Origin of the sequence: Azonexus sp. (assembly GCF_047638095.1) — a bacterium.
Taxonomy (GTDB): Bacteria; Pseudomonadota; Gammaproteobacteria; order Burkholderiales; family Rhodocyclaceae; genus Azonexus.
The window spans coordinates 1-14986 of the sequence record NZ_JBLJBW010000053.1 but is presented as its reverse complement, the minus strand read 5'-3'; the positions used below and the strand labels follow the sequence as shown (position 1 = coordinate 14986).

Below are 14986 nucleotides of genomic sequence, written 5' to 3'. Positions count from 1 at the left end.
TCCACCTTGCCCTACCGTTCGCATGACGGAGGGTTTATCCCAAAAGGAGTTTTCATGCGTCATTACGAAATCTGCTTCATCGTCCATCCGGACCAGAGCGAACAAGTACCCGGCATGGTTGACCGTTACCGTGCCATCGTCACCGCCAAAGGTGGCGTGGTGCACCGCCTGGAAGACTGGGGGCGTCGCCAACTGGCTTACCCGATCCAGAAAATCCACAAGGCACATTATGTGTTGATGAACATCGAGTGCGACGGCGAAACGCTGAACGAACTCGAACTGGCTTTCAAGTTCAACGATGCCGTCCTGCGCCATCTGACGATCAAGATGAAGGCCGCAGTGACCACGCCTTCGCCGATGATGAAGGAAGAAAAATCGAAATCCCTGCTCGCAAGTGATGCCGAACCGGCAGCCGAAGCAGCCTGATTGACGTTGGGACGGAAGCGCGACTGAATACCCTGGTTTTATCTGGCTGTCTGACCGAGCGCAAACCCATGCGCTATACCCCGGTTGGGGTGGCGGTCAGCGAAGCGCGGATCGAACACGGCTCGCAGCAAGTTGAAAATGGCCGCGAGCGGCAGGTGAATCTGAGCTTGGCCGTGGTGGCCTTGGGGGATCTGGCGGCGATTTTGGCAGCCGGTCCTTTGGGCGGCGCGGTGAGAATCCAAGGTTTTCTTGCCGCCCGCAGCCGCAACAGCGTAACGCCCGTCCTGCACGCACAGACGATTGAATATTTAGAAGGAAACGAAAATGGCACGATTCTTCAAGAAAAAGCTTGATGACAAGAAAAAACGTCGCGGTAGCAGCTTGTTCAAGCGCCGCAAGTTCTGCCGCTTCACGGCAGAAAAGGTTGAGCAGGTCGACTACAAGGATGTCGACGTGCTCAAGGAATACATCCAGGAAAACGCCAAGATCATGCCGGCGCGTCTGACCGGCACCAAGGCCGGCTATCAGCGCCAGCTGGGTACCGCCATCAAGCGCGCCCGCTTCCTGGCCCTGCTGCCCTACACCGACAACCATCAATAATCGAGGAGACGAAACATGCAAATCATTCTGCTCGAAAAGGTGTTGAATCTGGGTAACCTTGGCGAAGTCGTCCGTGTGAAGGATGGTTACGCTCGTAATTACCTGATTCCACAGAAAAAAGCCAAGCGTGCCACGCCGGCGGCGCTGGCCGAATTTGAAGCGCGTCGCGCCGAACTGGAAAAACTGGCGGCTGAAAAGCTGGCTGCCGCACAAGCCGTGGCGGACAAGCTGAACGGCGTAGTCGTGTCGGTGGCTCGCAAATCGGCCATGGATGGTCGTCTGTTCGGCTCGGTCGGCAATGCCGATATCGCCGATGCTCTCAAGGCCGCTGGTTTTGAGGTCGACAAAGCGGCCGTGCGTCTGCCGGAAGGCCCGCTCAAGATGATCGGCGAATTCCCGGTTGAAGTTGCCCTGCACACCGATGTGCTGGCAAGCGTCACGGTGAATGTGGTTGCCGAATAAAGGCGGATCACTTACGCTGCAAGGCCCCGCACGTCGGGGCCTTTTTAATTTGGAAGCCGCGATGACGACTCGCAACAACAAACCCAAAATGAACGACCCATCGCTCGATTCATTGCGTGTGCCGCCGCACTCGATCGAGGCCGAGCAATCGGTGCTGGGCGGTTTGCTGCTCGACAATAATGCCTGGGACCGTATCGGCGATCAGGTGACGGAAAGCGATTTTTATCGCGACGAACATAGACGCATTTTTCGTCAGATTCGTGGTTTGCTGGAAAAAGCCAAGCCTGCCGATGTCGTTACGGTGGCCGAGGCCATCGATGCGGCGGGAGAAAACGAGCAGACGGGCGGCCTGGCCTACCTTGGTGAGTTGGCGGCGAATACGCCGTCTGCCGCCAATATCCGTCGCTACGCGGAAATCGTGCGCGAGCGCTCGGTGCTGCGCCAGTTGGTGGCGACTGCTGATGAAATCGCCACCGACGCGCTCAATCCCCTGGGACGTGACGCGGCAGCCCTGCTCGACGAAGCTGAATCGAAGATTTTCAAGATTGCCGAAGCCGGGGCCGGACATGCCGAAGGTTTTGTGCACATCAACCCACTGTTGACGCAGGTGGTGGAGCGGATTCAGGAGTTGCACGACCGCGACAACCCCTCCGACATTACCGGCGTTCCCACGGGTTTCGTCGATCTCGACCAGAAAACCTCGGGTTTCCAGCCCGGCGACCTGATCATCGTCGCCGGTCGCCCCTCGATGGGGAAAACGGCGTTTGCGCTCAATATCGCCGAAAACGTGGCGGTCGATACCGGCCTGCCGGTCGGCGTGTTTTCCATGGAAATGGGCGGCGCACAGCTGGCCATGCGTATGCTCGCTTCCATCGGGCGGCTGAATTCGCAAAGTTTGCGCACCGGGCGCATGAATGACGATGAGTGGTCGCGTCTCTCTTTCGCCTTGGGCAAGCTGCACGAAGCGCCGATCTACATCGACGAAACCGGCGGCCTCACCCCGGCCAACCTGCGCGCCCGCGCCCGCCGACTGGCCCGCCAATACGGCGGCAAGCTGGGCTTATTGGTGATTGACTACATCCAGCTGATGAGCGGCAACCGGCAGGGCGAGAACCGCGCCACCGAAGTCTCCGAAATTTCCCGCTCGATCAAATCGCTGGCAAAGGAACTGCAAGTGCCGATCGTTGCCCTGTCGCAGCTTTCGCGCAAGGTCGAGGAACGCACCGACAAGCGCCCGATGATGTCTGACCTGCGCGAATCCGGCGCTATCGAGCAGGATGCCGACGTGATCTTGATGATGTACCGCGACGAATATTACAAGGAAGATTCACCGGATAAAGGCATTGCTGAGGTGATCATCGGCAAGCAGCGTAATGGCCCCACCGGCACCGTGCGCATGGCTTTTCTGGGCGAATATACCCGCTTCGAGAATCTGGCGGGCGGGGGGTATCAGGCAGCACGCGACTAATTCTCCAGAGCGTTTTGAATGGCTTGGGGTTTCGTTCAAGGCTTTTTTGACGCGGCTTGGGCGGATGCGCGCAGATGAACGCGGATCAAAGGCGTTTGCTCACGGGTTTGACGCGGGTTCGCAACAAATTGCAGTGCTTCCCGTTCAAATGCTGCGGGCCGTGATGGTGTAAGGCGTATTGAGGGGGTTGAGGCTATCCACCGCCTGTTGATTGAGCAATACACGCGGATGGGCAAAGAAGGCCTGGGGCGTGCTCTCGCCCGGCAACTGCAGGTCGCTGCCATGGTTGAACGCGATCCAGTTCATTTCCCAAACCCCGAATAACACGCGTTTGAGCGCACTCAGGCGGCTGTCCTGGTTGCTTAAGTGACTGCGTGCGATGGCCCGGCAGACATCGCTTGGATCGACGGGAATCCAGGCGTAACCAGGTACATAAAACTCTGCCCGCACATGTTGGGCGTGTGTTGCGTCTTGATTGTCGATGCCCAAGCTTTGCAAGAGGCGTGAGGGGCCAATGCGCAGTCCGGGTACGGTGCGCGCCGGGATGCCGATGCTGCGGCACAGGGCGACGAAAAGCCCGTTGATATCCGCCGAACGACCGCCGTAGCGCGCGTTGCCAAGTTGTTGCTGGATATCGCCGCTGCCGCAGCCGGGTAGGCTTGCGTCGTAACGGCAGTTTTCTCCGATCCAGTCATAAATTTCCTTGGCCTGGGCGACCGGGTCTTTGACGCGGCCGATGATGCGCTCACCCAGCTGACGAACGGCTCCGTCGTTGGGGATTTTGTCGCTGGCCTGCAAGGCGCGGCGCAAAATGTCTTCGCGCTCCGGGGCCATGGAGCGGCGTGTGATATCGAAATGGCGGTCGGCGGTGCTGACACGGCTGGTCATGCGAAACTGGATGTCTTCCTTGCCTGTCCATTCGCTGTAGAGCACTTCGAGTTGGCCGTCCGGCAAGCGCGAGAGCATCAGGTTGGGCGAGTTGCTCTGCCATTGGTGGCTTTGTACGCGTTGGTAAAGGGCATCTTGATCGAGCGGCAGCGGTAGCCAGAGGCGGCAGGGAGCGTTGGCTTTCAGGCTGAGCGTGGTGACGATCTCGAAAGATTTCCACTGCAGCGGCGCTTCTGCTGCGCGCACCGGTGGCAGGCGGGTGGCGGAACTGCCAGCGGGCGGGTTGTCGATGACGGAATTGTCTGCCGAAGGCGGTGCTGTGTAGGCGGCAGGGCGGGTGCTGGTTTTTTTTGCCGGTGAGCCACGGGTTTTCTTTGATTTTCCGGCAGCCGGTTTTTTACCGGTGCTTTTGGTGTTTTTGCTCGTTGATTTCTGGTTTTTTTTCTGGGGCGCGGCAAGCGCTTCCAGGCTGAGGAGGGCGGCGGCAGCAGTCAGGAAATCTCGGCGCTTCAAAACAAGGCTCCAGCGTTGGTTTGTGGTGCGGCGGTCGGTGTGCCGCGCCTAGAAACGGGCGAGGCTATGATCTTTTTTAAGGTTTTGTCATGGCCTCGTCGAGGGCGCTGACTATAGCACGTCGGCGGCGTGGTCAGCCAGACGCGAGCGCTCACCCCTTTGTAACGTGATGTGACCGGAGTGCGCCCAGCCTTTGAAGCGATCAACGACATAGGTCAGGCCGGAACTGCCTTCGGTCAAATACGGCGTATCGATCTGCGCGATATTACCCAGGCAGATCACCTTGGTGCCGGGGCCGGCGCGGGTGATCAGGGTTTTCATTTGTTTGGGTGTGAGGTTTTGCGCTTCATCGATGATGAGAAATTTCTTGATGAAGGTGCGTCCGCGCATGAAATTGAGCGATTTGATCTTGATTTTGGCGCGCAAAATGTCGTGCGTTGCCGCCTTGCCCCAGTCGCCACCGTAGGGGCTGTTATCGTCGGTATGGGCGAGCACTTCCAGGTTGTCTTCCAGAGCGCCCATCCAGGGGGCCATTTTTTCTTCTTCGCTGCCCGGCAGGAAACCGATGTCGTCACCCACCGGCACGGTAGCGCGAGTCATGATGATTTCGCTGAAAGTTTTCTGTTCCAGGGTTTGTGCCAAGCCCGCGGCCAGTGTGAGCAGGGTTTTTCCGGTGCCGGCCTGGCCTAGCATGGTGACAAAATCGATCTCCGGGTTCATCAGCAGATTAAAGGCGAAATTCTGCTCCCGGTTGCGCGCGGTGATGCCCCATACGGCATTTTTCGGGTGGGTGTAATCGACCAGGGTTTCTAGCGTTGCTTTCTTGCCGCTGGTTTCGATGACCTGGGCGTAGAGGCCGTCTTTTTCCATCCACACGAATTGGTTGATGAGAAATTGCGAACACAGGGGGCCGCTCAGTTTGTAATAGGTTTTGCCGTCTTTTTTCCAGGACTCCATGCCCTTGCCGTGCTTGTCCCAGAAGTTGTCGGGTAGCGGCAGGCTGCCGGAATAGAGAATGTCGGTGTCTTCCAGCACCTTATCGTTGAAATAATCTTCCGATTGCAAATTCAGCGCGCGTGCCTTGATGCGCATATTGATGTCTTTGGACACCAGAATCACTGCGCGCTTGGCAAACTGCTTTTGCAGATGCAGGACTACGGAAAGAATGTGGTTGTCGACCTTGGAGGTCGGCAGCGCTGCGGGTAATTCATTGCCAATGGCCTCGGTTTGCAGGAAGAGGCGGCCGGTGGCGAGCTTGTTCGACGGGCCGCTGAGCTCGATGCCGTTTTCGATCGAAGAATCGTCACCGGCCAGCATTTCGTCCAGCATGCGCGAAGTCTGGCGCGCATTGCGGGCGATTTCGGAAGCGCCTTTTTTGTGATTGTCGAGCTCTTCAAGCGTCATGATGGGCAAGAAGATGTCGTGTTCCTCGAAGCGGAACAGGCAGCTCGGGTCATGCATCAAAACATTGGTGTCGAGCACGAACAGCTTGCTGCTGGCGTTTTTTTTCGGGGTCGCGCGTGCCATGAGAGTCTCCTCGGGGGTTAGAGGCTGAGAACGAAATCGAGCACTTCCTGGGCGTGGCCGGCGACTTTTACCGCCCGCCATTCGCGGCGCAGCACGCCGTTTTTGTCGATGACAAAGGTGCTGCGTTCGATGCCACGGCAGAGCTTGCCGTACATCATTTTTTCTTTGATCACGCCAAATTGCTGACAGAGCGTTTCATCGGCATCCGAGCCGAGTTCAAAGGGGAATTCCTGCTTGCACTTGAAGTTTTCGTGTGCGCGCAGACTGTCGCGGGAAACGCCCAGAATGACCGTATTGGCGGCGCTAAAAGCGCTGAACAGAGCGCTGAAATCACGCCCTTCGGTGGTGCAGCCGGGCGTGCTGTCTTTGGGGTAAAAATAAATCACCACGGTTTTACCGCGTTGGGCGGCCAGGTCAAAACTGAGACCGCTGGTGGTGGGCAAGGTGAAATTGGTAACAGGGGTGTTGGGGGTGTCGGGCATGGCGCTTCCTCTGTGGTTGTGCTCTGCGGTCGTGGACAGGCCCAAGCGGGGCTTGGGTTCATTGTGTTCATAGGCCGTCGCCCGGGTCAAGCCTTTGTTACACTCGCAGGCATGGGAAAATTACTTGTCACGCTGTCATTGTTGCTGCTCACTGCCTGCGGTGAGGCGTGGAACAACCCCTATGTGCCCGATGCGCTGGACGAAAACACGCTCTATTCCGCGTTTACCGATCGCCCCAAGCATCTGGATCCGGCACAGTCTTACACCGAAGATGAAGCGGTGTTTACCGGTCAGATTTACGAACCACCTCTGCAATATCACTATCTGAAACGCCCTTATCAACTGGTTCCGGGGGCGGTGCTCAAGTTGCCGCAGCCGCGTTATTTTGCGGCCGATGGACGCGAGTTGCCGCCTGAGGCAGCGGCGGAAAGCATTGCGGAAAGTATTTACGAATTAGAGCTGCGCCCCGATGTGCGCTATCAGCCGCACCCGGCATTTGCCCTGGATGCAGCAGGCGCGCCGCGTTATCTGGGGGCGCAAAGCGCTGCCGGGCGGCAGATGATCAGTGATTTTCCCGAGCAGGCAAGCCGCGCCGTGCGCGCTGAAGATTATGTTTATCAGATCAAACGTCTGGCCAGCCCGCGTCTGCATTCGCCCATCTACGGCATGATGGCGGAAAAAATTGTCGGTCTGAAAACGCTCGGGGAAAACTTGCGCGAGGTAGTGAAAACCTTGCCGGAAGAGAGCTGGCTCGATCTGGACGCATATGCGCTCAGTGGCGTTGAGGTGCTCGACGAGCGCCGCTGGCGTATCCGCATCCACGGCAAATACCCGCAGTTTGCCTATTGGCTGGCCATGCACTTCTTCGCCCCGGTGCCGCGCGAGGCGGATCGTTTCTACGCCCAGCCGGGTATGCGCGCAAAAAATCTGACGCTCGACTGGTGGCCGGTGGGCAGCGGCCCCTACATGCTGGCGGAAAACGATCCAAATCGGCGCATGGTGCTGGTGAAAAACCCGAATTTTCACGCCGAGACCTACCCTTGCGCGGGCGAGCCAGAAGACCAGAGCGCGGGTCTGCTGGCCGATTGCGGCAAAACCTTGCCCTTCATCGAGCGCGCGATTTTCACCCGGGAAAAAGAAGCGATTCCTTACTGGAACAAATTTTTGCAAGGCTATTACGACGCCTCCGGTATTTCTTCCGACAGCTTTGATCAGGCCGTGCGTATCGACGTCGGCGGCGGTGTTGGTTTGTCCGACGAAATGCAAACGCGCGGCATCCGCCTGCTCACCTCGGTGCGCCCCTCCACCTTCTACATGGGCTTCAACATGCAAGACAGCGTGGTCGGCGGCTTGAGCGAGGCCGCTGCCAAGCTGCGGCAGGCGGTGTCGATCGCCATCGATCAGGAAGAATTCATTTCCATCTTCATGAATGGGCGTGGCATCGCCGCGCAAAGCCCCTTGCCGCCGGGGATTTTCGGTTACGACGCGGGCGAAGCCGGGATCGATCGCAAGGTGTACGATTGGGCGGCGGGGCAGCCCAGGCGGAAAAATGTCGCTGAGGCGCGGCTTCTGCTGGCGCAAGCCGGTTACCCCAATGGCCGTCATGCACAAACCGGCGAGCCTCTGGTGCTCAATCTCGATACCACGGGCGGCGGTATGGGCGATAAATCCCGACTGGACTGGCTGACCCGGCAATTCGCCAAAATCGACGTGCAACTCGTGGTGCGCTCGACCGATTTCAACCGTTTTCAGGACAAACTGCGCAAAGGCGCGGTGCAGCTTTATTACCTCGGCTGGAACGCCGATTATCCCGATCCGGAAAATTTCATGTTTCTGCTCTACGGCCCGGAGGGGCGCTTGCAAGGCGGTGAAAACTCCTCCAATTACGCCAATCCGGCTTTTGACCGCCTGTTCGCGCGCATGAAAAACATGGACAACACGCCCGAGCGTCTGGCTTTGATCCGCGAAATGCAGGCTATTCTGCACCAGGACGCGCCCTGGGTGTTCGGTTTTCATCCCAAGAGCTACACCCTGGCGCACGCCTGGCTGAAAAACCGCAAGCCCAATGAAATCGGCAACAACACCCTGAAATATCAGCGTTTGGACGGTGCTGCGCGCAGTGCGGCCCGTGCTGCCTGGAACCGCCCGGTTTCTTGGCCTTTGCTGGTGTTGTCTCTGGTTTTATTGGCGGCAGTGTTGCCCGCGCTACTGGCTTACCGCCGCCGCGAACGCCGCGCCGGGCGCTGATTTTTTGCCTTGTCCTGGTCTTTGCCGCCCTTCAATCCGACTGCCGCAGTGTGCGCATCAGGTAATTGACGCTGACGTCTTTCCCCAGGCGGTATTCCTTGGTCAGCGGGTTGTAGCTCATGCCGATCAGTTCCACCGGGTCGAGCTGCCCCAGTTTGGCCCAGCGGGCGAGTTCGGAGGGCTTGATGAATTTGGCGTAATCGTGGGTGCCCTTGGGCAACATGTTCAGAACGTATTCCGCGCCCACGACGGCCAGTAAATAGGCTTTGAGGTTGCGGTTGAGTGTTGAAAAGAAAACCGGCGCGCCCGGTTTGGCCAGGCGGGCGCAGGCGGTGATGGTGCTCGACGGATTGGGGACGTGCTCCAGCATTTCCAGGCAGGTGACGACATCGAAGCTGTCCGGGCTTTGCGCGGCAAGCTCCTCGGCAGAAATTTTGCGGTAATCCACCTGTTGGCCGCTTTCCAGCAGGTGCAGGCGGGCCACGCCGAGCGGTTTGTCGGAGAGGTCGATGCCGGTGACTTCTGCGCCGCGCGCCGCCATGCCTTCCGAGAGCAGGCCGCCGCCGCAGCCGACATCGAGCACGCGTTTCCCCTTGAAGCCGCCGATGCTGCGCTCGATCCAGTCCAGGCGTAGCGGGTTGATGTCGTGCAGCGGTTTGAATTCGCTGTTCGGATCCCACCAGCGATGGGCGAGTTCGCCAAATTTTTCCAGTTCGGCAGGGTCGGCGTTTTGCATGATGTCGGTGCTCGGGGAAAAGAAAAGCCCCGCCAGGGCAGGGCCGCGCATTGTAGCAAGAAGTATAGGCCGGCGCGTTTTTGCGCTTTCCCATCGCGCGCCTAGGGGCATGAAGTTTCGGGTAAAATCGCCACTTTTCGCCTACCTCTACAGTGCCATGACCCAGAAAACTTCCCTCTCTTACCGCGATGCCGGTGTTGATATTGATGCCGGCGATGCGCTGGTGGATCGGATCAAGCCTTTGGCGAAGAAAACTTTGCGCGAGGGCGTGCTGGGCGGGATTGGCGGGTTTGGGGCGCTGTTTGAAGTGCCCAAGCGTTACCAGGAGCCGGTGCTGGTGTCGGGAACCGACGGTGTCGGCACCAAGCTGAAGCTGGCCTTTGATCTGAATCGCCACGATACGGTGGGGCAGGATTTGGTGGCGATGAGTGTCAATGACATACTCGTCTTGGGTGCAGAATCGCTCTTTTTCCTCGATTATTTTGCGTGCGGCAAACTCGATGTCGATACGGCGGCGGCGGTCGTCGGCGGTATTGCCAAAGGCTGCGAATTGGCCGGTTGCGCCTTGATCGGCGGCGAGACGGCGGAGATGCCGGGCATGTATCCGGCAGGGGAATACGACCTGGCCGGTTTTGCTGTCGGCGTGGTGGAAAAATCGCAGGCGCTTGACGGTAAAAAAACCATCGTCGCGGGCGATGTGGTGCTGGGTCTGGCTTCTTCAGGCGCGCATTCCAATGGTTATTCGCTGGTGCGCAAGATCATCGAGCGTGCGCAACCGGACATGAATGCGCCGTTTGACGGAGAGAAAAGCTTGGCCGATGTGGTCATGGCGCCGACGCGCATCTATGTCAAGCCGGTGCTGGCGACACTGGCCAAAGTGGCGATCAAAGGCATGGCACACATTACCGGCGGTGGCTTGCTGGAAAACATTCCGCGCGTTTTGCCGGAAAATACCGTGGCCGAGATCGACGGCCAAAGCTGGCCGCGCCCCAAGCTGTTTCAGTGGTTGCAGGCGGAAGGCAATGTCGCTGAAGCAGAAATGCACCGCACCTTTAATTGCGGCATCGGCCTCGTGCTGGTCGTGGCGGCGGCGGATGCCGAAGCAGCTCTGGCCGAATTGCGTGCCCAGGGGGAAACGGCGTATCGCCTGGGGCAGATCCGGGTGCGTCAGGGTGACGAAGCACAAACGCAGGTGCGCTGAGCCTGTGTTGCTCAGGGCTTCGGGTTTCTTGCTGGCGCTGATTGCGGCATTTTTGTCGTCACCCCAAGTGCGGGCGGCAGAATCGGCCGGGGCGCAGATTCATGAAGGCGTGGCAAGTTACTACGGCGGCAAGTTTCATGGCCGGCGCACGGCATCCGGCGAAAAATTCGACAAACACCGGCACTCGGCGGCGAGCAATCATTTTCCCTTGGGCACATGGCTTGCCGTGCGCCGTTCAGAAAACGGGCCGTGCACGGTGCTGCGCGTCAATGACCGGATGAGTTTGCGCCAGCATGGCCGCATCGTCGATGTGTCGAAATCGGCGGCTACGCATTTGGGCATGTTGCGCGCCGGTATCAGCCGGGTGCAGGTGGCGGTGTTGCCCACGGCGCTGTCGCGGCGCGGGCAGGCTGACGCGTCGGACGATTGCCACGCGGCCTTTGCCGCCCCCGTGCGACTGGCGCTCGATGATGATTTCAATCAGCTGCCGGCGACGGCAGCAGGCGTTGCCACAGCACCTGCGCCAGCGGTGACGGAAAACGCGGCAGATATTTCGGCAGAATTTTCGGCAAAAACGCAGGCCAGCGAAAATATGCCCGCCACCCTCGGTGTTGCACCATGAAAACCAAGCATCGCCCTGTCTTGATCGCACTGCTTGCCGCCGGCCTGTTCGCGCTGAGTTATGTTGCGCCCAAGCTCTTTGCCGGCGCATCTTCTGCGGATGCCGTCAACAGCGCCGCCCCGGCCAAGACGGTGAGCAGCCCGGAGGTGGCCGTCGAAACGGCGGTGGTCGAGGCGCAAAGCTTTCTCGAAGAAAGTCAGGCTGTGGGTAGCTTGAAAGCCAATGAGTCGGTGATTTTGCGCCCGGAAATCAGCGGTAAGGTGGTGCGTATCGGTTTTCGTGATGGGGTGGCGGTCAAACCGGGCGAGCTGCTGATTGCCCTCGATGCCGCCATTCCTGCGGCGGAATTGGCGCAGGCGCAGGCGAATCTGGCGCTGGCGCGCAGCACGCATCAGCGTAACCAGGAATTGCTGGCGAAAAAATTCATCAGCCCGCAGGCGCTCGATGCTTCTGCCGCCGCGCTCAAAGTACAAGAAGCGGCGGTACAACTGGCGCAGGCGCGCTTGGGTAAGTTGCAGCTGCGGGCACCTTTCGCCGGCATCGTGGGGCTGCGCGATGTCAGCTTGGGAAGTTATGTGAAAGAGGGCGAGGCGCTGATCAATCTTGAAGACATCCGCCGTTTGCGCGTTGATTTTCGTCTTCCCGAAACTGAGTTGGCGCGCGTGCGCGTGGGGCAAAACTTGGCTTTGTCGAGTGACGCGCTCCCGGGGCAAAATTTCAGCGCGCAGATCGCTGCCCTGGACCCGCAAATCGACCCGGAGGGCCGTTCCATCGCCGTGCGGGCGCGTCTTGATAATCACGATGGTTTGTTGCGCCCGGGCATGTTCGTGCGCGTGCGCTTGAATTTTGGCGAACGTGCCGGCGTGTTGATGGTGCCGGAAGCGGCAGTTGAGGCAGGAAACCCGCCCAGTCTCTTCAAAATCGTCGACGGCAAGGCTGAAAAAGTTACCCTGACACTGGGCGCGCGCCGTGCCGGGCAGGTGGAGATCGTGCGTGGTGTGCAAGCAGGCGACGTGGTGGTGACGGCCGGTCAGCTCAAGCTGCGCCCAGGGACGCCAGTGGTTTTGCCGGCTGCGCCAGCCAGCGCAAGCACCCACTAAGCCGCGTTTTCGCTGCCCGATCGCATGAAAATCTCCACGCTTTGTATCGAACGCCCGGTGTTTGCCACCGTGCTCTCGCTCGTCATCATGTTGCTCGGGCTGGTGTCCTACGGGCGTTTGTCGGTGCGCGAATACCCCAAGATCGATGAACCGGTAGTGACGGTGAGCACCGATTATCGCGGGGCATCGGCCGACATCATCGAGAGCCAGGTGACCAAGCCGCTGGAAGACTCGCTCGCCGGCATCGAAGGTGTCGAAGTGCTGACTTCTATCTCGCGTGCCGAACGTAGCCAGATTTCGGTGCGTTTCAAGCTCGAACGCGACCCGGATTCCGCCGCTTCCGACGTGCGCGACCGTGTTTCGCGGGTGCGCAACAAACTGCCGGACGAAGTCGATGAGCCGGTCATTGCCAAGGTCGAGGCCGACGCCAACCCGATCATCTGGATGGCTTTTTCCTCCGACCGCCATTCGCCGCTGGAAGTCACCGACGTTGCCAATCGTTTCGTCAAGCCGCGTCTGCAAACCCTGCCCGGTGCGGCGGATGTGCGTGTGTTCGGCGAGCGTAAATTTGCCATGCGTATTTGGCTGGACAAAGCGCGTCTGGCCGCTTACCGCCTGACCCCGGCCGATGTGGAAGAGGCTTTGCGCCGCCAGAACGTGGAAGTGCCGGCCGGGCGCATCGAAAGTGCGGCGCGCGAGTTTTCGGTGGTGGCCAGCACCGATTTACGCACCCCGGAAGAATTCGCCGCCGTGGTCGTGCGCACAGTGAATGGCTATCCGGTGCGCATCGCCGATGTGGCAAAGGTCGAAATTGGTGCCGCGAGTGAGCGCAGCTCGGTGCGTTTCAAAGGTCGGCCAGCGGTTTCCTTGGGTGTCATTAAGCAGGCTACGGCCAACCCGCTCGAACTCTCGCAGGCGATGTACGCCGAGTTGCCGCGCATCAGCGCTGAATTGCCGCCCGGCATGAGCGTCAATATTTCCTATGATTCCTCGATTTTCATCGATCGTTCGATCAAATCCGTATTTACGACGATCGGCGAAGCCATCGTTTTGGTGCTGGCGATCATCTTTTTCTTTTTGCGCAATCTGCGCGCCACCCTGATTCCGCTGGTGACGATTCCGGTTTCTCTGGTGGGGGCGTTTGCGCTGATGTTTCTCTTTGGTTTTTCCATCAATACGCTGACGCTTTTGGCCCTGGTGCTGGCGATCGGTCTAGTGGTCGATGATGCTATCGTGGTCCTGGAAAATATTTTCCGCCACATCGAAGAAGGCATGCCGCGCCGGGAAGCGGCGTTCAAAGGCGCGCAGGAAATCGGTTTTGCCGTGGTCGCCATGACGCTCACCCTGGCTGCTGTGTACGCGCCGGTGGCCTTCATGACCGGGCGTATCGGAAAACTATTCATCGAATTTGCCCTCACCCTGGCTGGCGCGGTACTCGTTTCCGGCTTCGTGGCGCTGACGCTCTCGCCGATGATGTGCTCGGTGCTGCTGCGTCACGAAGAAAAGCATTCCCGAGGTTTCATGCTCATTGAAAATTTCCTCAATGGCCTGAACGCCGGCTACCGGCGCGTACTGACGGCAGCCCTGGGCCAGCGCTGGCTGGTATTTGCCGGTTTCGTGGCGGTGGCCGCGCTGTGCGGCGTGCTACTGAAGGCGCTCAAATCCGAACTCGCACCGGTGGAAGATCGCGGCACCATCGTCGGCGTATTCAACGGCCCGGAAGGTGCAACGCTCGAATACACTGAAAAATACGCTCGTCAGGTGGAAGAGATTTACAGCAAAACGGCCGATATCCAGCGTTATTTCGTGGTCGCCGGCAACCCCGTGGTGAGCCAGGGAATCTCTTTCGTCGGCCTGAACGACTGGAGCGAACGTAGCCGTAATTCGCAAGCCATAGCCAAGGAATTGTTCCCGCAGTTTGCCGCCATTCCCGGCGTCCAGGCTTTTCCGGTGACGCCGCCCTCCCTGGGGCAAAGCCCGCGCGAGCGGCCGATCAATTTCGTGGTCGCCACATCGGCCTCTTACGAAGAATTGCAGGAAGTGACGCGCGAGCTGCTCGATACCCTGGCGAAAAACCCCGGGCTGACCAACCTCGATACCGATTTGAAGCTGAACAAGCCGGAGCTTTCGATTCGCGTGCGCCGTGACAAGGCGGCGGATCTGGGGGTTTCGGTGGACAGTGTCGGGCGCACCCTGGAAAGCACGCTGGGCGGACGGCAGGTCACCCGCTTCAAGCGCGACGGCGAACAATACGACGTGATCGTGCAGGTGGCTGACACCGAGCGTAGCAACCCGGCGCAGATCAACGACATCTACGTGCGCGGCCAGAATGACGCCATGATTCCCCTGAACAACCTGCTCGCCGTGCAGGAAACCGTGGCCCCGCGCGAACTCAATCACTTCGGTCAGCGCCGCGCCGTCAGCATTACGGCCAACCTCGCTCCCGGCTACACCATGGGCGAAGCGCTGGCGGCGATGGAAAACGCCGCCGCCAGCGTGCTCAAACCAGGCTACAACGTCGACTACAACGGCCAGTCGCGCGAATTTCGGCAATCTTCTTCTTCGCTGGCCGTCACTTTTTTGCTTGCGCTCGCCTTCATTTATCTCGTGCTGGCCGCCCAATTCGAAAGTTTTCGTGACCCCTTCATCATCATGCTCACCGTGCCGCTCTCCATGGCCGGCGCGCTGCTCGCCCTGTGGGCCACCAACGGCAC

Annotated in this window: 14 protein-coding genes; 10 read left to right on the top strand and 4 right to left on the bottom strand. The window is 59.3% G+C overall.

Annotated elements, in window-relative coordinates; all coding sequences use genetic code 11:
* The first annotated feature begins 54 nt into the window (after positions 1 to 54).
* The 5 genes from rpsF (at position 55) to dnaB (ending at position 2956) form a co-directional block, all read left to right on the top strand.
* Positions 55 to 426 carry a 30S ribosomal protein S6 gene (gene rpsF, locus ACM62Q_RS11555; RefSeq protein ID WP_415036705.1) on the top strand — a complete coding sequence of 124 codons (372 nt, stop codon included), beginning with the start codon at positions 55 to 57 and terminating at the stop codon, positions 424 to 426.
* Positions 423 to 779, top strand: coding sequence for a primosomal replication protein N (gene priB, locus ACM62Q_RS11550; RefSeq protein WP_415036709.1), 357 nt, complete (start codon positions 423 to 425; stop codon positions 777 to 779). The genes rpsF and priB overlap by 4 nt, the downstream gene beginning before the upstream one ends.
* Positions 751 to 1026 carry a 30S ribosomal protein S18 gene (gene rpsR / locus ACM62Q_RS11545; protein WP_205201051.1) on the top strand — a complete coding sequence of 92 codons (276 nt, stop codon included), beginning with the start codon at positions 751 to 753 and terminating at the stop codon, positions 1024 to 1026. The genes priB and rpsR overlap by 29 nt, the downstream gene beginning before the upstream one ends.
* Before the next feature lie 15 nt (positions 1027 to 1041).
* A complete protein-coding gene (gene rplI / locus ACM62Q_RS11540) occupies positions 1042 to 1488 on the top strand; it encodes a 50S ribosomal protein L9 (protein ID WP_415036703.1) in 447 nt (148 codons plus the stop codon).
* Positions 1489 to 1549: 61 nt separating this feature from the next.
* Positions 1550 to 2956, top strand: a complete 1407-nt coding sequence (gene dnaB, locus ACM62Q_RS11535) for a replicative DNA helicase (RefSeq protein WP_415036701.1) — start codon at positions 1550 to 1552, stop codon at positions 2954 to 2956.
* Between the two features lie 144 nt (positions 2957 to 3100).
* Here dnaB and ACM62Q_RS11530 read toward each other — a convergent pair whose 3' ends face one another.
* From ACM62Q_RS11530 to ACM62Q_RS11520, 3 genes are all read right to left on the bottom strand, one after another.
* Positions 3101 to 4357, bottom strand: a complete 1257-nt coding sequence (locus tag ACM62Q_RS11530; protein WP_415036699.1) for a transglutaminase domain-containing protein — start codon at positions 4355 to 4357, stop codon at positions 3101 to 3103.
* Positions 4358 to 4468: 111 nt separating this feature from the next.
* The gene (locus ACM62Q_RS11525; protein WP_415036697.1) at positions 4469 to 5884 is read right to left on the bottom strand and encodes a PhoH family protein; all 1416 of its coding nucleotides are present in this window, start codon (positions 5882 to 5884) and stop codon (positions 4469 to 4471) included.
* Between the two features lie 17 nt (positions 5885 to 5901).
* Positions 5902 to 6366, bottom strand: a complete 465-nt coding sequence (locus ACM62Q_RS11520; protein WP_415036695.1) for a peroxiredoxin — start codon at positions 6364 to 6366, stop codon at positions 5902 to 5904.
* A gap of 111 nt (positions 6367 to 6477) precedes the next feature.
* Here ACM62Q_RS11520 and ACM62Q_RS11515 point away from each other — a divergent pair, with 111 nt between their 5' ends.
* Positions 6478 to 8613, top strand: coding sequence for an ABC transporter substrate-binding protein (locus tag ACM62Q_RS11515; protein WP_415036693.1), 2136 nt, complete (start codon positions 6478 to 6480; stop codon positions 8611 to 8613).
* Positions 8614 to 8644: 31 nt separating this feature from the next.
* Here ACM62Q_RS11515 and ubiG read toward each other — a convergent pair whose 3' ends face one another.
* Positions 8645 to 9349 carry a bifunctional 2-polyprenyl-6-hydroxyphenol methylase/3-demethylubiquinol 3-O-methyltransferase UbiG gene (gene ubiG, locus ACM62Q_RS11510; RefSeq protein ID WP_415036691.1) on the bottom strand — a complete coding sequence of 235 codons (705 nt, stop codon included), beginning with the start codon at positions 9347 to 9349 and terminating at the stop codon, positions 8645 to 8647.
* 157 nt (positions 9350 to 9506) lie between these two features.
* Here ubiG and purM point away from each other — a divergent pair, with 157 nt between their 5' ends.
* The 4 genes from purM to ACM62Q_RS11490 form a co-directional block, all read left to right on the top strand.
* Positions 9507 to 10550 (top strand): phosphoribosylformylglycinamidine cyclo-ligase, encoded by a 1044-nt coding sequence (purM, locus tag ACM62Q_RS11505; RefSeq protein WP_415036707.1) that lies wholly within the window; start codon positions 9507 to 9509, stop codon positions 10548 to 10550.
* A 7-nt stretch (positions 10551 to 10557) separates the two neighbouring features.
* Complete coding sequence (locus tag ACM62Q_RS11500) at positions 10558 to 11172, top strand: septal ring lytic transglycosylase RlpA family protein (protein ID WP_415036689.1); 615 nt, start codon at positions 10558 to 10560, stop codon at positions 11170 to 11172.
* Positions 11169 to 12272, top strand: coding sequence for an efflux RND transporter periplasmic adaptor subunit (locus tag ACM62Q_RS11495; RefSeq protein ID WP_415036687.1), 1104 nt, complete (start codon positions 11169 to 11171; stop codon positions 12270 to 12272). The genes ACM62Q_RS11500 and ACM62Q_RS11495 overlap by 4 nt, the downstream gene beginning before the upstream one ends.
* Positions 12273 to 12296: 24 nt before the next feature.
* Positions 12297 to 14986 (top strand): efflux RND transporter permease subunit (locus ACM62Q_RS11490; RefSeq protein ID WP_415036685.1); only part of this gene is annotated, 2690 nt, incomplete at its 3' end.